The following is a 19,790-nucleotide window of genomic DNA, read 5'->3' on the forward strand; positions in this document are numbered from 1 at the left end:
GCTCATGGGCACCAGTAAATCTCTAACGGGGTTTGCAGAAAGGCACGAATCGGCATGTCGGCGACCACGTCGCCAGCCAGTGCGGTACTCAGGGTGGCCAGCTTGGACTGGCCGGATATCGACAGCAGGCTGCTACGGGCCGACGCCAACAGGGCCCGGCTCATGCTCAGGCGCTGACGGGGCACGGTGGGCGCCAGCATCGGCCAGCAACGGCGGCTGCCAGCGGGCTCGAGCGCCTCGGCCAGGTTCGGGCTGCCAGGGAACAGCGAGGCGGTATGCCCGTCATCGCCCATGCCCAGTACCAGCACGTCGATCCCAGGCAACTGCGCCAGGGCCTCGTCGGCTTGCTGGGCAGCTTCTTCCAGGCTGGCCGCAGCGCTATACAGACCAAGGAAACGCGCCTTGGCCACCGGCCCCACCAGCAAGTGCTGCTTGAGCAGGCCGGCATTGCTATCGGCGTGTTCCACCGGGACCCAACGTTCGTCGGCCAGGCTGATCAGTACCTTGGACCAGTCCAGCTCCTGCTTGACCAGGGCCTGGAAGAACGCCACCGGACTGCGGCCACCCGATACCACCAGGGTCGCCTGGCCACGGGCTGCGATGGCCTCGCGCAGTTGTTCGGCGACCTTCAGGGCCTGGCCCGCAGCCAGAAGAGTCGAGCTGCGAAATTCGTGGGCGCGCACGCCCGCTGGCAATTGCAAATCAGATATCGCCATACCATGACCTCCCATCCCGCGTGATCAGTGCAATGGAACTCATCGGCCCCCAGGACCCGGCCGCATAGGGCTTGGGCGCATCGCCGGACTTCTTCCAGCCGGCGATCAACTGGTCGCACCACTTCCACGCGGCTTCGATTTCATCTTTGCGCACAAACAGGTTCTGGTTGCCGCGCATCACTTCCAGCAACAACCGCTCGTAGGCGTCGGGAATCCGCGTACTGCGATAGGTATCGGAAAAATTCAGCTGCAACGGGCCGCTGCGCAATTGCATGCCCTTGTCCAGGCCCTGCTCCTTGGTCATCACCCGCAACGAAATGCCTTCGTCCGGTTGCAGGCGGATGATCAGCTTGTTGCTGATCTGCAGGCGCTGCTCGGGGGCAAAGATGTAGTGCGAGGGTTCCTTGAAGTGGATGACGATCTGCGACAGTTTCTGCGGCATGCGCTTGCCGGTGCGCAGGTAGAACGGCACCCCGGCCCAACGCCAGTTGCGGATGTCGACACGCAGGGCGACGAAGGTCTCGGTGTCGCTTTGGGTGTTGGAGTTCTCTTCCTCCAGGTAGCCCGGCACCGACTGGCCTTCGCTATGGCCGGCAATGTACTGGCCACGCACCACCTGGGTGGTCAGGCCTTCGGGGCTGATGGGCGCCAGGGCCTTGAGCACCTTGACCTTCTCGTCGCGGATGCTGTCGGCCGAGAGGTCGGCCGGCGGGTCCATGGCGATCAGGCAGAGCAATTGCAGCAAGTGGTTCTGGATCATGTCCCGCAGCTGGCCAGCCTTGTCGAAATAGCCCCAGCGGCCTTCGATGCCGACCTTCTCGGCCACGGTGATTTCCACGTGGGAGATGTAGTTCTGGTTCCACTGGGTTTCGAACAGGCTGTTGGCAAAACGCAGGGCGATCAGATTCTGTACCGTTTCCTTGCCCAGGTAGTGGTCGATCCGATAGATGCGGTTTTCCGGGAAGAACTGCGCCACGGCGTCATTGACCTTGCGCGAGGACTCCAGGTCCGAGCCGATGGGTTTCTCCAGGACCACCCGGGTGTGCTGGTTCAGCCCGACCCGGGACAGGTTCTCGCAGATTGCCCCGTACACCGCCGCCGGAGTGGCGAAGTAAGCAATCAGGCGTTGCTCGCTGCCCACTCGCTCGGCCAGGCCCACATAGTCGTCGGCCTTGAGGAAGTCCACGTGCACATAGCTCAGGCGCACCAGGAAACGCTGCAAGACCTCGGCATCGATATTCTTGTCGCCAACGTACTTGTGCAATTCGGCTTCGATATTGGCCAGGTGTTCCTGCTCGCTGCCCGGCTCGCGGGCCAGGGCCAGGATCCGCGTGTCCTCATGCAAGAGGCCGGCGGCATCGAGCTGGTACAAGGCAGGAAACAGCTTACGCAGCGCCAGATCGCCCAGCGCGCCGAACAAGGCAAAGGTGCAGGGTTCAACCGTAATCGAAGGCATGATGTTTGTTCTTTTATCAAGTTAAGCTACAAATACCTTTTTTCAAGGTATCACTCAAGGAAAAATGTAGTAATAAACACAACATTTTTACAAAATATCGATTCGCGGTGGTGGTCACTCCAGGCCATCAGTAGGATAGGCCACCTCTCAACTTCGCATTGCAGGCGCGGCGAGCCCGGTACATAGCGCAATCACAGGCCCCTTGAAGGCAGTGCAGCAAGCACCATTGCCTACCCTGGGTTGACCGCCTCCCGGCCCCGCCGTTTCACCTGTCTAACCGATCTAGGAAACCTGAATGGACCGAGTGCGAAATCTACTGGAGCAGATCCAGAACCGCCTTGAAGATTTGAACAAGGCGGAACGCAAAGTCGCCGAAGTCATCCTGCTCAACCCACAGCAGGCCACCCGCTTCAGCATCGCCGCCCTGGCCCAGGCCGCGTCGGTCAGCGAACCGACGGTCAACCGCTTCTGCCGTTCGTTCGGCGTCAGCGGCTACCCCGAACTCAAGCTGCAACTGGCCCAGAGCCTGGCCAGCGGCGCGGCCTATGTCAGCCGTGCCGTGGAAGCCGACGACAACCCTGAAGCCTACACGCAAAAGATCTTCGCCAGCGCCATTGCCTCGCTGGACAGCGCCTGCCAGCAGATCGATCCGCAGCAGGTCAGCCGCGCCGTAGACATGATGATCCAGGCCCGGCAGATCCACTTCTTCGGCCTCGGCGCCTCGGCCCCGGTGGCCATGGACGCCCAGCACAAGTTCTTCCGCTTCAACCTGGCCGTGTCGGCCCACCCAGACGTGCTGATGCAGCGCATGCTCGCCTCGGTGGCGCACACCGGCGACCTGTTCGTGATCATCTCCTACACCGGCCGTACCCGCGAGTTGGTGGAGGTCGCGCGCCAGGCCCGGGAAAACGGCGCCTCGGTACTCGGCATCACCGCCGCCGGCTCGCCGCTGGCCAAGGCGTGCAGCCTGAGTGTGCACCTGCCACTGCCGGAAGACACCGACATCTACATGCCCATGACCTCGCGGATCATCCAGCTCACGGTGCTCGATGTCCTGGCCACCGGCATGACCCTGCGCCGTGGCGTGGACTTCCAGCCACACCTGCGCAAGATCAAGGAAAGCCTCAACGCCAGCCGCTACCCGGCCGGCGACGAGCTCGACTGAGACCACAGGCTCCCGCGAGTTGCGGGAGCCCTTTGCCCTACCCCGCTGCCCGCGCCTGCAGGCTCAGGTGGGCCCGTTCCCCCGGCGCCAGGCGCAGGCTGTCGGTGCCACCGGCGGCCGCTTCGACACAGACGAAACGCGACACCTCGCTCCAACTCACCCCCAGCAGTGGCCGGGTACCGGGATGCCAGACCACGGTGTCGGCGTCCTCGCCGGTATCGATGCGCAGCGCACGCTGCCAGGCACGGTCCTCGATCTGCAACTCGCCCTCGTGCTGGAACACCCGCTGGCAGCCACCGTCGACCCGCAACTCGCCCTGTTGCCGGCAGGCCTGGCGATTCAAATGATCGTAACCCTCGGCGCCATCGAGCCCGGACAGCGCTACCTCACCGACATCGCCAATACGCCAGTAGGCGTGCAGCGCCTGGCTCAACTGGCAGGGTTCGCTGTCCTGGTGCTCGGTGCTCAAGCGCAGGTCCATGTCCTGGCCCAGGTGCGCATGCAGCTCGACCTTCCAGTCGCACAGCTGCAATTGCCAATGCAGGCGCACACCGTCGTCATCGCTGTCGCTGTCCAGCAGCTTCCAGTCCAGCAAGCGCGCCCAGCCATGGGACGGCCAGGCGTTCTCGCTCGGATGACGGCCATACCAGGGCCAGCACACCGGCACCCCACCCCGGATCGCCCCCACCTGCGGCCACTTCGCCGCGCACCAGAGCCAGGGTTTCTGCCCGGTTGGCTGGAAGTGCAGGAGCTGCGCGCCCTGGCGGCTGAATACCGCCTGGCACAGCGGATGGTCGATCACCAGCACATCACGCATCTGGTAGCGCTCCCAGGCAAACACCGGGCGCTCGCGCAGGGTCTTGAAAAAGCGTTGCAAGGGATGCTCATGCATATGCCGCGATCCTGAAAATCATGGGGTAGCCATACTGGCGAACGGCTGTGGCGAAGGAGTCATCCAAAAAAAAGCGGATAGCCAAGGCCATCCGCAATATGCGCACAGAGAAAGGAGCTTATCGCAACAGCGTCAGAACACCGACTGAATTTTCAGGCCGGCCACCAGGGCGTTGTCGACCTGGTCCACACCGCCCGGATGGGTGATGTACTGCAGGTTCGGCCGCACGGTCAGCCAGTCGGTCACATGGAACCCGTAGTTGATCTCGTAGTTGTACTCGGTTTCGCGCAATGGCGAGTACAGCGGGTTGTCATAGTCGCTCACACCGATGGCGGCGTTGGCCAGCTGGGCGTTCTTCTTCACGTCGTCGTTGACATGAATCCGGGCGAAACCGATGCCCACGTCATCCTTTGGCCGGGCGTCGAACGGCCCCTTGTAGACGAACATCAGCGACTGGTAGTTGTCGATGATGTTGGTGTCCTTGTCATGGAAGGTGGCGTTGGCGGCGATGTTCAGGCCGCGCGAGGCATCGCCGTTATGGGTGGTGAGCTGCTGCTGGGCGACGAACCAGTAGCCGTGCTTGCTGTTGTGCACGCGATAGGCGCTGCCGGTGGTAGCGGCGTCCTGGCCGTTGGCGTCCTCACGCACGTCATTGGCCTTGGCCGTGCTCTTGTAGTAACCCACACGGTACTCGCCCGGCAGGTTATTGACCTTGGGCGACCACACCAGCTCTACCGGCAATACCGTGCCCTTGGTGCCGCTGCCGCTGAGCTTGAAGCCATTGCCGTGCTCGGTCTGCGAAGGGTTCTGGTTGTAGGCGCCGATCTGCGCATAGAACTCGGGAGTGATGTGGTACTTGATGCGCAGCGCCGCCTGGCTGACCGGCCAGTTGTACCAGATGTTGGTCGCCCAGTTGCCCACCTGGGAACCGCAGAAGGCCAGGTTCTGGAACTCGCAGGGGAAGGTGTTGAAGTCCTCGCCCTCGCCGAAATAACCGGCCTTGACGTCCAGCTTGCCGTCCAGGAACTGGTGCTGGATCCACAGTTGGGTCAAGCGCACCATGTGCCCACGGCCGTAGACCTCCTGGGAGGAACTCAAAGTGCCGGCCCGGGGATCGCCGACGCGATCGTTGGAGATGTTCTGGCCATTACGGTTGGTCAGCTGGATCTTGGCCTGGGTGTTGTCCCATCCCAGCAGTTTTTGCAGGTCGAACGCCACGCCCAGGCCGAACTGGTCACTGTAGCGCCCGGTCTTGTCGTCGTTGTAGCCACCATGGAGGTTGGCGCCCATCTCCGCGACGTAGTCGGCCTTGATGTCGATCCCCTGCTCCAGCAGCTTGGTGCGTGTACCGCCCCAGTCACCGGTCATCCACTTGGAATTGGCGCCGAACGCTTCGTCGGCCATGGCCTGGCCAGACAGGACCAGCGCCGCCACCGCCGAAAGCTGGCAGAGCAGGCGGGTATTGCCGTGTTGCTTTTTCATCCCTACATCCTCGTCTTTATTGTTATTAACGGTTTATCCAACGCGGTTTACAGTCCCTGCGACGGATGACAGGCCATCCGCCACGAATTCATCGCCCCTTGAATTGCGCCACATTGCCGCCGTGGCCCTGGGCCATGGCAGGGCTGGCCACGCCCAGGCGCTCGCCGCTCTGGGCATCGAACAGCAGGACCCGGGCCGGGTCGAACTGCAAGGTCAGGTTCTGCCCGGCCGCGGGCGCCTGGTCCGGGGCCAGCCGGCAGCAGACCTTGGTGCCGTTGAGGGTGACGAATACCAGGGTGTCGGGCCCGGTAGGCTCCACCACCTGGACCTCGGCACGGATACTCGGCAGGCCGTTGGCCTCGGCGGGCGCCAGGGCGATCTGCTCCGGACGGATGCCAAGGATCACCTCGCGCTCCTCGAGCCCGGCGTCACGCGGCCCCAACGGCAGCTCGCAACGGGCCTGGCCACTGTCCAGCAAGGCCAGCAACCGCCCCTCCTGGCGCTGCAGGCGCAGGGGAATGAAGTTCATCGGTGGCGAGCCGATGAAGCTTGCCACGAACAGGTTGGCCGGTTCGTTGTAGATCTGCTGCGGCGTCCCGAATTGCTGGATGATCCCGTCCTTCATCACCGCCACCTTGTCCCCCAAAGTCATGGCCTCGATCTGGTCATGGGTGACATACACCGTGGTGGTCTTCAGGCGTTGGTGCATCAACTTCATTTCGGTGCGCATCTCGACCCGCAGCTTGGCATCGAGGTTGGACAGCGGCTCGTCGAACAGATAGATCTTCGGCCGCCGAGCCAGGGCCCGGCCCATGGCCACCCGCTGCTGCTGGCCACCGGAAAGCTGGCCCGGCTTGCGCGCCAGCAGATGCTCGATCTGCAGCAGCTTGGCCACCCGCGCCACCTCGGTATCGATCTCGGCGGCAGGCATCTTGCGGATCTTCAGGCCGAAGGCAATGTTGTCGCGCACGCTCATGGTCGGGTACAGCGCGTAGGACTGGAACACCATGGCGATGTCCCGGTCCTTGGGGCTCATGCCGCTGATGTCGGCGTCATCCACCAGGATCGCCCCGCCGCTGATGGTCTCCAGGCCAGCGATGCAGTTCATCAGGGTCGACTTGCCGCACCCCGAGGGGCCGACGAGGATCAGGAACTCGCCGTCGTCGATCTTCAGCTCGATGTTCTTCAAGGTGTCCGGCAGGCCGGCACCGTAGGTCTTGTTGACGTTGCGTAATTCGAGAGTTGCCATGCCTTACCCCTTGACCGCGCCGGACGTCAGCCCGCGCAGGAAATACTTGCCGGCGAAGATGTACACCAGCAGTGTCGGCAGCCCCGCGATCATCGCCGCCGCCATGTCAACGTTGTATTCCTTGACCCCGGTACTGGTGTTGACCAGGTTGTTCAGGGCCACGGTGATCGGTTGCGCGTCGCCACTGGCGAACACCACGCCGAACAGGAAGTCGTTCCAGATCTGGGTGAACTGCCAGATCAGGCAGACCATGATGATCGGCACCGACATTGGCAGCAGGATCTTCCCGAAGATGGTGAAGAACCCCGCCCCATCCAGGCGCGCGGCCTTGACCAGGGCATCCGGCACGCTGACGTAATAGTTACGAAAGAACAGCGTGGTGAAGGCCAGGCCGTAGACCACATGCACCAGCACCAGGCCGGTGGTGGTGTTGGCCAGGCCGAACCGGCCAAGGGTGAACGAGGCCGGCAGCAGCACGGTCTGGAACGGCAGGAAGCAGCCGAACAGCAACAGGCCGAAGAACAGCTGCGAACCGCGAAAGCGCCACATCGACAGCACATAGCCGTTCAGCGCGCCGATCAGGGTAGAGATCAGCACCGCCGGCACGGTGATCTTCACCGAGTTCCAGAAATAGCCACCCACGGTGTCCCAGGCCTTGATCCAGCCGATGCCATCGACCACCTGGGGCCAGCTCAAAAGGTTGCCGGTACGGATGTCCTCGGGAGTCTTGAAGCTGGTGAGCAGCATCACCACCAGCGGCACCAGGTACACCGCCGCCGCCAGCAGCAGCGTGGCGTAGATGGCGATCCGGCTGAAATTCAGGCGCGGCCTGGCGAGCGAATCAGTCATGGCGCTTGCCTCGCAGTTCGGAATACAGGTACGGCACCAGGATGGTCAGCACCGCGCCCAGCATCAGCATGGCGCTGGCCGAACCGATGCCCATCTGGCCACGGCTGAAGGTGAAGGAGTACATGAACATCGCCGGTAGGTCGGAAGAGTAGCCAGGGCCGCCGGCGGTCATCGCCGCCACCAGGTCGAAACTCTTGATCGCGATGTGGGCCAGGATCATGAAGGCACTGAAGAACACCGGGCGCAGGCTCGGCAGGACGATCTTCAGGTAGATGGTCGGCAGGCTGGCGCCGTCCACCTGGGCCGCACGGATGATCGACTGGTCGACACCCCGCAGGCCGGCCAGGAACATTGCCATGACGAAACCCGAGGCCTGCCATACGGCGGCGATCACCAGGCAGTAGACCACGCGATCCTGGTCCACCAGCCAGTCCAGGCGAAAGCCTTCCCAGCCCCAGTCGCGCAGCATCTTGTCCAAGCCCAAGCCGGGATTGAGCAGCCATTTCCAGGCGGTGCCGGTGACGATCATCGACAGCGCCATGGGGTACAGGTAGACAGTGCGGATGAAGCCTTCGCGGCGGATGCGCTGGTCCAGCAGCACCGCCAGGAACACCCCCAGCACCAGGCTGATACCGATGAACAAGCCGCCGAACACGGCCAGGTTCTTGCTCGCCACCCACCAGCGGTCGTTGTCCATCAGCCGCAGGTATTGCTGCAAGCCGACCCACTTGTAGCTCGGCATGAAGCTGGAATTGGTGAAGGACAGAATGAAGGTCCAGATGATGTAGCCATAAAAGCCCACCAGCACGATCACCATGCTCGGCGCCAGCACCAACTTGGGCAACCAGCGCTGCAAGGCATCCAACGGCGAGGCTTTGCTGAAAACCGCCACAGAGCTCATCGAGATAATCCAGTGTGAAGGAGTGAGTATCCGTAGGAGTGAGGCTTGCCCGCGAATGGGCACCGACACTCAAGTCGATGCCCACCGATGCACCGCCTTCGCGGGCAAGCCTCGCTCCTACCAGGGAGAGCGTTTCGGGAATGGCCGCAGGCACGCCTGCGGCCCAGGCCTCACTGCGCGGCCTTGACCGCCGACGCCAGTTGCGCACTGGCCTTGGCCGGGTCCGCATCCTTGTCGTTCATGAAGTTGGTCACCACATCGAAGATCGCGCCCTGCACCGCCAGGGACGTGGCCATGTTGTGCGCCATGCTCGGCTGCAGCCCGCCGGTCTTCTCGTCCGCCAGGAAGTCCTTGGCGGCGGCCTGGGCGCAGGAGTCGAAACCTTCGGCGCCCATGTCGTTGAGCATGTCGGTACGCACCGGGATCGAGCCTTTGTTGATGCTGAAGACCTTCTGGAAATCCTTGCCCAGGGCAACCTTGGCCAGGTCCTGCTGGGCGGCGATATCGCCCTTGCGGTCGGCCTTGAGCTTGAATACCGCCAGGGAGTCGATGTTGTAGGTGAAGGCCTTGTCGGTGCCCGGGAACGGCACGCACTGGTAATCCTTGCCGGCGACCTTCTTGGCCGCGGTCCATTCGCTCTTGGCCCAGTCGCCCATCATCTGCATCCCGGCCTTGCCGTTGATCACGTCGGCGGCGGCGATGTTCCAGTCACGCCCGGCACGGTTGGGGTCCATGTAGCCGGAGAGCTTCTTCAACTCGGCGAAGGTCTTGGTCATCTCCGGGCCTGCCAGGGTCTTCTGGTCCAGGTCCACCAGGGCCTTCTTGTAGCCTTCGGCGCCCATCACCGAGAGCACCATGTCTTCGAATACGGTGCTGTCCTGCCAGGGCTGGCCACCGTGGGCCAGGGCGATGAAGCCGGCCGCCTTGAGCTTGTCACCGGCGGCATAGAATTCTTCGAGGGTGGTGGGCGCCTTGGCGATCCCGGCCTTCTTGAACACCTCGGGGTTGATCCACAGCCAGTTGACCCGGTGGATGTTCACCGGCACGGCCACGTAGTCCCCTTCGTACTTGACGGTATTGGCCACCTTGGGCGAGAGCAGGCCGTCCCAATTCTCGCTCTTGGCCACGTCCTTCAGGGTATCGGTGCTGAGCAGGCCGGTGCTGCCCCACTCCTGGATGTCCGGGCCCTTGATCTGCGCCACGCCCGGCGGGTTGCCGGCCACGGCGCGGCTCTTGAGCACGGTCATCGCGGTGGAACCGCCACCGCCGGCCACGGCGCCGTCCTTCCAGGTGAAACCGTCTTTCTCCACCTGGGCCTTGAGCACATCGACCGCAGCCTTTTCACCACCGGACGTCCACCAATGGACCACTTCCACGGAGCCTTTGGAGTCGGCGGCCAGGGCACTCAGGGGAAACAGGGAGGCAAGGGAAATGACAGTGGCGAGGCGAGAAATCGCATTCATCTGAAGTACCTTTCTTGTTGTTATGCATGCAAGTCTGGTGCTTGCGCTGCAAACGAGTCTAAACAGCCTAGTCCAGCGCCCGGGTAACGAAGCGATGGAGAAATGTCACTGCATGGTTACACAGAGCCCGTGGCAGGCACTTGGGCCAGGGCCGAGGCCATGCTCGGCGCCAGCGGCAGGCGCGGAATCAGCACGGCCTGCCAGGCGTGATAAAGGTCCGGCTTGCCGCCCCAGATTTCTGCCGCAGGGCGGTTGTCCAGGCCCAGTTCGTGGTGCCAGCTGCCGAACTCATGATCGATGAAATGCGCCTGGCAGAACTCCCAGAAAACCCGGTACCAGGTCTCGTAACACTCCTCTGCGGTGCGCCTGAGCAGGGCACTGGCGGCGGCGCTGGCTTCGGCGTGGGTCCAGTGCAGGCGCTGGCGCACCACCGGGCGGTTGTCCCAATCCAGGGTGTAGACGATCCCCGGGGCGCCATCCACGTTCCAGCCGTGACGGCAGTTGCTGTCGAACAGGCGCTGGGCATCCAGCACCAGCCAGCCAGGGGTCAGCATTCCGGCCTGGCCCCGCGCGGCTTCCAGGTGCAGCAACAGCCGCGCCCACTCGAATCCGTGGCCCGGCGTGGTGCCGAAGGGGCGAAAACCATCGGCGGGACACTCCCGGTTGTAATCGCGCAAGGGCTGCCAATCCAGGTCGAAGTGTTCGACCACCATGAAGTCGTTGGCCGCGGCATGGCCGTGGATCAAGCGCTCGGCGATGCGCAGGGCGCGGCTGAGCCAGCGCGGGTCCTGTGCGACATCGGCCAGGGCGAGAAAGGCCTCGGTGGCGTGCATGTTGCTGTTGGCCCCGCGATAGGCCTCCTGCTCGCTCCAGTCGCGGCTGAAGGACTCGATCATTGCGCCCTCCTGCTCGCTCCAGAAATGCTCCTCGATCACGCCAACCGCCTGCTCCAGCAAGGCCTCGGCCCCCGGGCGCCGGGCCACCACCGCGGAACTGGCGGCCAGGGCGACGAAGGCATGCAAGTAGGCAGCCTTGCCGCCATTGCCGTCGGCCTGCCCGGCCACCGCGAACCAGCCGCCGTGCTCGGCATCGCGCAGCGGACCCAAGAGTGCCGCGACACCGTGGTCCACCAGTTCGGCAAAGCCAGGCAGCCCCTGGATATGGGCCATGGCGAAGCTGTGGGTCATGCGCGCGGTATTCATGGTTTCGGCCCGGGCGCCAGCAGGCAGGCAGCCCCGGGCATCCAGGTTGCCGAAGCCCTCGGCAAGTCGTGAAGCCTTGGCGAAGTCCAGCAGCCGCAGGCCCTCGGCGGCCAGCCAGCTGTGGTGTGCGGGAGCGTTCAGCCAACTGCTGAACGGCAGGGAAAGAGGTTCCATGGACGACCTGTTGTTGTTCTTGTCGAAGGCTTGAGTCTAATCAAGCCAAGGTTCGCCCCAGGTAACGAAGGACACGGCAAATGTCACCAGGCCGTGACAAACCAGCGGACGCCGGTAGGAGCGAAGCTTGCTCGCGATGCACGATACCGCGCCGTGCCAGGCATGACGCTTGCCAGGCAAGCCCCGCTGCTACAGGAGGGTTGTTCAGTCCGCGAAACGCGGCAGGTACAAGGTCACCCGCAGGCCACCCTCGCGCAGGTTCTGCAGGCTGACTTCCCCGCCATGGCTATGGGCGATGTTGCGCGCGATGCCCAGGCCCAGGCCGTAGCCCTGCTGCTGGCCGGCCAGGCGAAAGTGTGGCTCGAAGACCTGCTCCAGCCGCTGCTGGGGCACGCCGGGGCCCTCGTCGTCCACGTGCAGGATGAAGGCGCTGGCGTCATCTTCGATATGCAGGTGGGCGTTCTGCCCATACTTCAGGGCGTTGTCGATCAAATTGCCCATGCAGCGCTTGAGCGCCAGGGGCTTGCCCGGGTAGCTGGCCAAAGCTCGTCCCTGCTGGGTCACCCGGCCATTGCCATTGGGCGCCAGATACGGTTCCACCAGGCAATCGAGCACCTGGTTGAGGTCGACCGGCTCAATGTTCTCGTGGATGTCGGTGTCCTTGACGCATTGCAGGGCGCCCTTGACCAGCAGCTCCAGCTCATCGAGGTCGCGGCCGAACTTGGCTTGCAGCTGTTCGTCCTCCAGCAGCTCCACCCGCAACCGCAGGCGGGTGATGGGGGTGCGCAAGTCGTGGGAGATGGCGCTGAACAGCTGGCTGCGCTCGGTCAGGTAGCGGCTGATGCGCTCGCGCATGCTGTTGAAGGCCCTCGCCACTTCCACCACCTCGCTGCCGCCGCCCGGCGCCACCGGCTGCACATCGGCGCCCAGGGACAACTCGCGGGCGGCCCGGGCCAGGCGCTTGAGGGGCCGACTCTGCCAGTGCACCAAGAGGCCGATGAACAGCAACAGGAAGCCGCTGGTCAGCAGGATGAACCACACCTGTTGCGCCGGCAGCCCCTGCTCTTCAAGGCTGGTGTAGGGCTCGGGCAGCAATGAAGCGATGTACAACCACTCGCCCGGGGCCATCTGGATCTGGGTCACCAGCACCGGCGGATTCACCGGTTCCAGGGTCAGGGCGTAGTGGGCCCAGGACCGTGGCAGCTCGTCGAGCTTCAGGCCGCCATTGAAGATCCGCAGGTCGTCGGGACGCACGAAGGTCACGGAGATGTCCGCATCGTTGCCCAGGGACTGGCGCAACACCTGCTCCACCGCCTGCAGTACCGCCTCCTTGCGCGGCGTGGCCGGCAACACCTGCATGTCCAGCGGCTTGTCGTTGAGGGTCACGACAAAACGCGTGCCGCCCATGCTGCGCAATTGGTCGAGTACCAGCGGCCGATAGGCCACCGGCAGCGAACGCAGGTAACTGACGCTGGCGGTCATCGAATGGGCCAGGCTGCGGGCGCTGGTCACCAGGCCCTCGAGCTGGGTGGCGCGCAACTGCGAGACCCAGATCACGCTGGACAGGGCCTGGGCCAGCAGCACCACCAACAGGGTCAGCAACAGCATCCGGCCCAACAGCGAACGCGGCATAGGCACCCGTTGCAGGCAGCCCTTGAGGGTTTCAGCGAGCACAGTCAGCTACCACATTGGCCGCCAACTGGTAGCCACTGCCGCGCACCGTGCGAATCAGCCGCGGGGGCTTTTCAGTATCCCGCAGGCGCTGGCGCAAGCGGCTGACCGCCATGTCGACGATGCGATCCAGGGGCATCAGGTCGCGGCCACGGGTGGCATTGCCGATGGTGTCGCGGTCGAGGATTTCCTGGGGATGATCGAGAAACAGCTTGAGCAGGGCGAAGTCGGCGCCGGAGAGGATCACTTCCTCGCCGTCATTGTGGAACAGGCGGTGGCTGATCACATCCAGGCGCCACTCGTCGAAGCACAGCACCTCGCCACCGGCCCGTTCCTGGGCGAATTGCGCGCGGCGCAACAAGGCCTTGATCCGTGCCTGCAACTCACGAGGGCTGAACGGCTTGCCCAGGTAGTCATCGGCCCCCAGCTCCAGGCCGATGACCCGGTCGGCTTCATCGGAGCTGGCGGTGAGCATGATGATCGGCACCTGGCCGCGCTTGGGGTGCTGGCGAATCCAGCGACACAGGCTGAAGCCGTCCTCATCGGGCAGCATCACGTCGAGGATCACCAGATCACAGGGGGCCTCGCTCAGGGCCTGGCGAAAGCCCGCGCCATCGGCGGTGCTGCGCACCTGGAAGCCACAGCGACTGAGGTAGGTCTCCAGCAGCTCGCGGATTTCCTGATCGTCGTCGACCAACAAGATCGACCTACTGACTGAACTCACCCATGCCGTCCTTTGTTGTTGTCATGAATGGGGGGCGATTATGCCTGTTCCAGGGCCACCCCGGCGCCGGTCAGTCCGGAATAGGGCGCGGTCACCAGCCACACCGGGATGCCCTTGAAGTAGTCGCTCATGCAGCCCTTGTCGGCAAAGCTCTTGGCGAAGCCGCTCTGGATGAAAAAGTCGGCAAAACGCGGGATCACCCCGCCGACGATGTACACCCCGCCCCGGCCACCGGTGGTCAGCACATTGTTGCCCGCCACCCGGCCCAGCCAGCAACTGAACTGCTCCAGCACCTCGCGGGCGATGGGGTCGCCGGCCAACCCCGCAGCGGTGATCGCCTCGGGGGTATCCAGCCGCGGCTCGTGGCCGTCCACTGCGCAGATGGCCCGGTAGACCCGGGGCAGGCCGCCACCGCTGAGGGCGGTTTCGGCGCTGACATGGCCGATCTCGTTATGAATGTGTTGCCAGAGCTGGGTTTCCCGGGGACTGCTCAAGGGCAGGTCGACATGCCCGCCCTCACCCGGCAGGGCCATGTAGCGGCCATCACCGAAGTTCAGCAGGGTACCCACCCCCAGGCCGGTGCCCGGGCCGATCACCACCGCCGGACGCAACGGCTCGGCAACGCCCTCGCAGACCACACGGAACTCATCCGGCTGCAGGCGAGTCATGCCCAGGGCCATGGCCGAAAAATCGTTGACCAGCAGCAGGCGTTCGACCTGCAGCGCCTGGCAGAACGCCTGGCGGTTGAGGTGCCAGTGATTGTTGGTGAAGCGGAACTCGTCGCCACTGACCGGCCCGGCCACCGAGAGGCACACCGAGCCCACCGCGCCCAGGGCCAGGCCCTGCTCCTTCAGGTAGGCCTTGATGGCATCTTCCGGACAGCTGTAGTCCGCCGTCGCATGGACCTGGATCGCGTCCAGCTGTTGGTCTTTCCACAACGCGAACCGAGCGTTGGTGCCGCCGATGTCGCCGACCAGGGCCAGTTTCAATTCAGTGTCTCCAGGGCAGAAGTGAAGGCGCTGGCGCCCTGCTCTGCCGAGCTGAAGGCCATGCGCATGAAGGCGAAGAGTTCGCGGCCGGTGCCGACGTTGTTGCCCAAGAGGCCCTTGGCCGGCTCGCGGGCGGCGAACTGTTCGGCGTCCACCTTAAGCTCCAGGGTGCCCTTGACGCCATCCACGCGAATGATGTCGCCATCCCGCACTCGGGCCAGCGCCCCGCCGACATGGGCTTCGGGGCTGACATGAATGGCCGCCGGGATCTTGCCCGAGGCGCCAGACATGCGCCCGTCGGTGACCAGGGCCACCTTGAAGCCGCGGTCCTGCAGCACACCCAGGAAAGGGGTCATCTTGTGCAGCTCGGGCATGCCGTTGGAACGCGGCCCCTGGAAGCGCATCACCGCCACGAAGTCTTTCTCCAGTTGGCCGGCCTTGAAAGCATCGGCCAGGTCCTGCTGGTCCTGGAACACCATGGCCGGAGCCTCGACGACCTGGTGCTCGGGAGCCACGGCGGAGACCTTCATCACCCCGCGCCCCAGGTTGCCTTCCATGACCCGCAGCCCGCCTTCCGGCGAGAAGGCCCGGGCCACCGGGCGCAGGATGCTTTCATCGAGGCTTTCGATCGGGCCATCGCGCCATACCAGCTTGCCGTTATCGAGGAACGGCTCCTGGATATAGCGGCTCAGGCCCGGGCCGGCCACGGTGTTGACGTCTTCGTGGAGCAGCCCGGCCTCCAGCAGTTCGCGGATCAGGAACGACATGCCGCCGGCGGCCTGGAAGTGGTTGATGTCGGCCTTGCCGTTGGGATAGACGTGGGACAGGGTCGGCACCACCTCGGAGAGGTCGGCCATGTCCTGCCAGGTCAGCTGGATGCCCGCAGCCTGGGCGATGGCCGGCATGTGCAGGGTGTGGTTGGTGGAGCCGCCAGTGGCGTGCAAGGCAACGATGGAGTTGACCAGGCAACGCTCGTCGACGATTTCACCAATGGGCGTGAAGTGGCCGCTCTGGCGGGTCAGGCGGGTGACCTGTTGCGCCGCCTCATGGGTCAGGGCGTCGCGCAACGGCGTGTTGGGGTTGACGAAGGACGCGCCGGGCAAGTGCAGGCCCATGACCTCCATCAGCAACTGGTTGGTGTTGGCGGTGCCATAGAAGGTGCAGGTGCCCGGGCTGTGGTAGGACTTCATCTCCGATTCCAGCAGCTCTTCGCGACTGGCCTTGCCTTCGGCATAGCGCTGGCGCACGTCGGCTTTCTGTTTGTTGGAGATCCCCGAGACCATGGGGCCGCCCGGGACGAAAATCATTGGCAGGTGGCCGAAGCGCAGGGCTCCCATCATCAGGCCCGGGACGATCTTGTCGCAGATACCGAGCATCAGGGCGGCATCGAACATGTTGTGCGACAGCGCTACCGCCGTGGACAACGCAATGACCTCGCGGCTCGGCAGGCTCAGCTCCATCCCCGCCTCGCCCTGGGTCACGCCATCGCACATGGCTGGGGTGCCGCCGGCGAACTGGCCCACCGAACCGATCTCGCGCAGGGCCTTCTTGATCAACTCGGGGAAATGCTCGTAGGGCTGGTGCGCCGACAACATGTCGTTATATGACGAAACAATCGCCACGTTGGCCGCGTTCATCATCCGCAGGCTGTGCTTGTCTTCGGCGCCACAACCGGCCACCCCATGGGCGAAGTTCGCGCATTGCAGCTTGCCGCGCTGCGGGCCGTCGCTGGCCGCACCGCGAATCAGGGCGAGATAGGCCTGGCGAGTGGCGCGACTACGGGCGATGAGCCGTTCGGTGACCTCAAGAACGCGGGGATGCATGTGTAGAACTCCAGGCTAACGGATGTGGCGACCTGTTTGTCTATGCTGGTCCAAAGCCCCGCCACTGGGGGACAGTGGAGGAAATTCCTGACCATTCGGACCAGTTGATTCAGGTCACTCGTTGTAGATAAAACAAAATACTGCCACTAAAAAGGCTTGTTTTCTATTTCTATGCGAATAATCTTGTAATTCCAACAACAAATCCTACGACAGGCGCTTACCCATGACTCTTCGAATCGCAATCAATGGTTTTGGCCGCATCGGCCGCAACGTCCTGCGCGCACTCTATACCCAAGGCTATCGCCAGGACTTGCAGGTCGTCGCCATCAACGATCTCGGAGACAGCGCTATCAATGCCCACCTGCTCAAGCACGATACTGTCCACGGTCTGTTCGACGCCGATATCCAGCATGATCAGGAAAGCCTGACCGTCAACGGCGACCGCATCGCGGTCAGTGCCATCCGCAATCCGGCCGAGCTGCCCTGGGCCGCAGAGAAGATCGACGTGGTGTTCGAATGCACCGGGCTGTTCACCGACCGCGCCAAGGCCGCCGCCCATCTTACGGCCGGCGCGCGCAAAGTGATCATCTCGGCTCCGGCCAAGGGCGCCGATGCCACCGTGGTCTACGGGGTCAACCACGACATCCTGCGCCAATCGCACCAGATCATCTCCAACGCCTCCTGCACCACCAACTGCCTGGCCCCGGTGGCCCAGGTGCTGCACCGCGAGCTGGGGATCGAAAACGGCCTGATGACCACCATCCACGCCTACACCAACGACCAGAACCTCACCGACGTCTATCACACCGACCCCTACCGCGCCCGCTCCGGCACCCAGAACATGATCCCGAGCAAGACCGGCGCAGCCGAGGCCGTGGGCCTGGTACTGCCGGAGCTGGCCGGCAAGCTGACCGGCATGGCGGTACGGGTACCAGTGATCAACGTCTCCCTGGTGGACCTGACCGTGACCCTCAAGCGCGACACCAGCGCCGAGGAAGTCAACGCCCTGCTCAAGAGCGCCAGCCAACACTCGAAGATCCTCGGCTACAACACCCTGCCGCTGGTCTCCAGCGACTTCAACCACAACCCGCTGTCGTCGATCTTCGACGCCAACCACACCAAGGTCAGTGGCGGCCGCCTGCTCAAGGTCCTGGCTTGGTACGACAACGAGTGGGGGTTCTCCAACCGCATGCTGGATAACTGCCTGGCCCTGTGCAACGCCGAATGAATGGCTGACCTGCGGGAATCGCCCCGGGTTCCCGCCACAGCACGACTCACTGCCAGGCCAGACAATCCAAACAAGGCTTGACCACGGACGTAGATGACAATCATTATCATCTGCTAAAAAATGGATCAGGCCTTGCTGTGAGTCAATCGCACTTCAACCACGTCTTCCTCACTCAACGAACGTCCCTGCTACGCACGCTGGAGCGGATGGTCAACAACCACAGCACCGCCGAAGACCTGCTGCAGGAAACTTACCTGCGCGTGACCCGGGCGCTTGCCGAGCGCACCATCACGCACCTGGAACCGTTCGTGTTCCAGACAGCCCGCAACCTGGCGCTCGACCACCTGCGCGCCCGGCGTATCCAGGACCGGACCCTGCTCGAGGACGTACCGGCCCAGGTGCTGGAAAGCGTTGCCGCGCCAGTCAGCAGCGCCGAGGACGCCGCCCACGCCGAACAGTTGTTGGAACGCCTGAACCTCAGCCTGGGTCAACTCAGTGCCCGCCAGCAGCGAATCTTCATCCTCAGCCGCCTACACGGTCACAGCTATCAGGAAATCGCCGACGAACTGGGGGTATCCCTGAGTACGGTACAAAAGGAACTGAAGCTGATCATGGCCATCTGCATTGGTGTCGCCGAGCGCCTGGACGGCGAGTGAACAGCAACTGCCAGGCAGAATGACTGCGTCAGCCCCCTGGCCTTTGCTACCCTTGGCCGGCTTTCGCTCTCTATTGAAAAAACAGCTGTGCACAGACACAGCCGAGGAACACCCGTGACGGATTCTCACCGTGCCGAGCCGCCCACTCCCTCCGGCTCGACCCCAAGCACCCTGGCCATGGATCAGGCCCTGGACTGGCTGATCGAGCTGGAACAGCCAAGCCCGGAACAAGTGCGTCAGTTCCAGCAATGGCTCAGCGCGTCGCCGCTCAACCCCCAGGCCTTCGCCAAGGCCCAAGCCATCTGGAACGGCCCGCAGGTGGCCCAGTGCGCCCTGGCCCTGGCCGCTCCTGCGAAAGTCTCGTTCCTGTCCCGTCTCAAGCCCCACTGGAAACCCCTGGCCAGCGCAGCTGTGCTGGTGCTGGGACTGTTCAGCTTCAGCAACCTGCCCCTGCGCCTGCAAGCCGACCACCTGACCCTGGTGGGCGAGCGCCAGCGCCTGCAACTCGAGGATGGCTCCCAAGTACTGCTCAATACCAATTCGGCGTTCTCCAGCGATATCGACGAGCACCGGCGCACCGCGCGGTTGTACCAGGGCGAGGCGTTCTTCGAGATCCCGGGCAATCGCGGACTGCCCCTGGAGCTGGACGCCGGCCCGGTGCGTGCCAGCGTGCGCGATACCGCTTTTGCCGTGCGTTACCTGGATGGTATCGCCCAGGTCCAGGTACAACGCGGGGATCTCGACCTGCGGGCGACCCATGCCGACCAGCGCCTGCGCCTGAGCGCTGGCGAAAGCGTACGTGTCGGCCCCGAGGGCTTCGACCGGCCGGCCAAACTCGATGCCAGCAAGGACCTGGCCTGGGTCGAAGGTCGCCTGGTGTTCGAGAATTGTCCCTTGAGCCAGGTCCTGGCGGAGCTGCGTCGCTACTATCCCGGCTGGATCGTCAACAACAACGACAAACTGGCGAATGTCGCCGTCACTGGTAACTATCGCCTCGACCAGCCCCTGGATGTGGTCCGCTCCCTGGCCCACATCACCTCGGCGCGGCTGTCGGAGCTACCGGCGCTAGTCATTCTCAATTGAGAACAATTATTTTTACGCGACAACCCCGGGTCGTACGTCTCGTTATAGCCAATGCAATTGATTCGCA

General features: G+C 63.8%; 17 protein-coding genes. 4 read left to right on the top strand and 13 right to left on the bottom strand.

Annotation, left to right across the window (positions count from 1 at the left end):
* Window positions 1-2: 2 nt before the first annotated feature.
* Window positions 3-716 (bottom strand): 6-phosphogluconolactonase, encoded by a 714-nt coding sequence (gene pgl, locus ATY02_RS27960; protein WP_068579231.1) that lies wholly within the window; start codon window positions 714-716, stop codon window positions 3-5.
* Window positions 703-2,172 carry a glucose-6-phosphate dehydrogenase gene (zwf, locus tag ATY02_RS27965; RefSeq protein WP_068579228.1) on the bottom strand — a complete coding sequence of 490 codons (1,470 nt, stop codon included), beginning with the start codon at window positions 2,170-2,172 and terminating at the stop codon, window positions 703-705. Before zwf ends, pgl begins: the two co-directional genes overlap by 14 nt.
* Before the next feature lie 304 nt (window positions 2,173-2,476).
* On the opposite strand from zwf, the gene hexR reads away from it, so the two are divergent.
* Window positions 2,477-3,337 carry a DNA-binding transcriptional regulator HexR gene (hexR, locus tag ATY02_RS27970; RefSeq protein WP_176719805.1) on the top strand — a complete coding sequence of 287 codons (861 nt, stop codon included), beginning with the start codon at window positions 2,477-2,479 and terminating at the stop codon, window positions 3,335-3,337.
* A 37-nt stretch (window positions 3,338-3,374) separates the two neighbouring features.
* On the opposite strand, the gene ATY02_RS27975 is transcribed toward hexR, so the two are convergent.
* The 11 genes from ATY02_RS27975 to edd all read right to left on the bottom strand — a co-directional run bounded on the left by ATY02_RS27975 (window position 3,375) and on the right by edd (window position 16,756).
* The gene (locus ATY02_RS27975) at window positions 3,375-4,229 is read right to left on the bottom strand and encodes a D-hexose-6-phosphate mutarotase (protein ID WP_068579223.1); all 855 of its coding nucleotides are present in this window, start codon (window positions 4,227-4,229) and stop codon (window positions 3,375-3,377) included.
* Window positions 4,230-4,361: 132 nt separating this feature from the next.
* A complete protein-coding gene (locus tag ATY02_RS27980) occupies window positions 4,362-5,711 on the bottom strand; it encodes a carbohydrate porin (RefSeq protein WP_068579221.1) in 1,350 nt (449 codons plus the stop codon).
* A gap of 88 nt (window positions 5,712-5,799) precedes the next feature.
* Window positions 5,800-6,960, bottom strand: a complete 1,161-nt coding sequence (locus ATY02_RS27985) for an ABC transporter ATP-binding protein (protein ID WP_068579219.1) — start codon at window positions 6,958-6,960, stop codon at window positions 5,800-5,802.
* 3 nt (window positions 6,961-6,963) lie between these two features.
* On the bottom strand, window positions 6,964-7,809 hold the full coding sequence (locus ATY02_RS27990) for a carbohydrate ABC transporter permease (protein WP_068579217.1): 846 nt from the start codon (window positions 7,807-7,809) through the stop codon (window positions 6,964-6,966).
* Window positions 7,802-8,710, bottom strand: coding sequence for a carbohydrate ABC transporter permease (locus tag ATY02_RS27995; RefSeq protein WP_068579215.1), 909 nt, complete (start codon window positions 8,708-8,710; stop codon window positions 7,802-7,804). The genes ATY02_RS27990 and ATY02_RS27995 overlap by 8 nt, the downstream gene beginning before the upstream one ends.
* Before the next feature lie 170 nt (window positions 8,711-8,880).
* Window positions 8,881-10,173 (bottom strand): ABC transporter substrate-binding protein, encoded by a 1,293-nt coding sequence (locus tag ATY02_RS28000; protein ID WP_068579213.1) that lies wholly within the window; start codon window positions 10,171-10,173, stop codon window positions 8,881-8,883.
* Window positions 10,174-10,289: 116 nt separating this feature from the next.
* The gene (locus ATY02_RS28005; RefSeq protein ID WP_068579211.1) at window positions 10,290-11,549 is read right to left on the bottom strand and encodes an AGE family epimerase/isomerase; all 1,260 of its coding nucleotides are present in this window, start codon (window positions 11,547-11,549) and stop codon (window positions 10,290-10,292) included.
* Window positions 11,550-11,753: 204 nt separating this feature from the next.
* The gene (locus ATY02_RS28010; RefSeq protein WP_141698309.1) at window positions 11,754-13,181 is read right to left on the bottom strand and encodes an ATP-binding protein; all 1,428 of its coding nucleotides are present in this window, start codon (window positions 13,179-13,181) and stop codon (window positions 11,754-11,756) included.
* 31 nt (window positions 13,182-13,212) lie between these two features.
* The gene (locus tag ATY02_RS28015; RefSeq protein WP_068579207.1) at window positions 13,213-13,944 is read right to left on the bottom strand and encodes a response regulator; all 732 of its coding nucleotides are present in this window, start codon (window positions 13,942-13,944) and stop codon (window positions 13,213-13,215) included.
* A 38-nt stretch (window positions 13,945-13,982) separates the two neighbouring features.
* A complete protein-coding gene (locus ATY02_RS28020) occupies window positions 13,983-14,933 on the bottom strand; it encodes a glucokinase (protein WP_068579206.1) in 951 nt (316 codons plus the stop codon).
* Window positions 14,930-16,756, bottom strand: coding sequence for a phosphogluconate dehydratase (gene edd / locus ATY02_RS28025; protein WP_068579203.1), 1,827 nt, complete (start codon window positions 16,754-16,756; stop codon window positions 14,930-14,932). Before edd ends, ATY02_RS28020 begins: the two co-directional genes overlap by 4 nt.
* A 223-nt stretch (window positions 16,757-16,979) precedes the next feature.
* Between edd and gap the strand changes: the two genes are divergently transcribed.
* From gap to ATY02_RS28040, 3 genes are all read left to right on the top strand, one after another.
* A complete protein-coding gene (gap, locus tag ATY02_RS28030) occupies window positions 16,980-17,984 on the top strand; it encodes a type I glyceraldehyde-3-phosphate dehydrogenase (RefSeq protein ID WP_068579201.1) in 1,005 nt (334 codons plus the stop codon).
* Between the two features lie 137 nt (window positions 17,985-18,121).
* Window positions 18,122-18,640 carry an RNA polymerase sigma factor gene (locus ATY02_RS28035; RefSeq protein WP_068579200.1) on the top strand — a complete coding sequence of 173 codons (519 nt, stop codon included), beginning with the start codon at window positions 18,122-18,124 and terminating at the stop codon, window positions 18,638-18,640.
* 114 nt (window positions 18,641-18,754) lie between these two features.
* Window positions 18,755-19,723 carry a FecR family protein gene (locus ATY02_RS28040; RefSeq protein WP_068579198.1) on the top strand — a complete coding sequence of 323 codons (969 nt, stop codon included), beginning with the start codon at window positions 18,755-18,757 and terminating at the stop codon, window positions 19,721-19,723.
* Window positions 19,724-19,790: the final 67 nt, after the last annotated feature.

The organism is Pseudomonas sp. BIOMIG1BAC, from assembly GCF_001705995.2.
Classification (GTDB): domain Bacteria; phylum Pseudomonadota; class Gammaproteobacteria; order Pseudomonadales; family Pseudomonadaceae; genus Aquipseudomonas; species Aquipseudomonas sessilinigenes.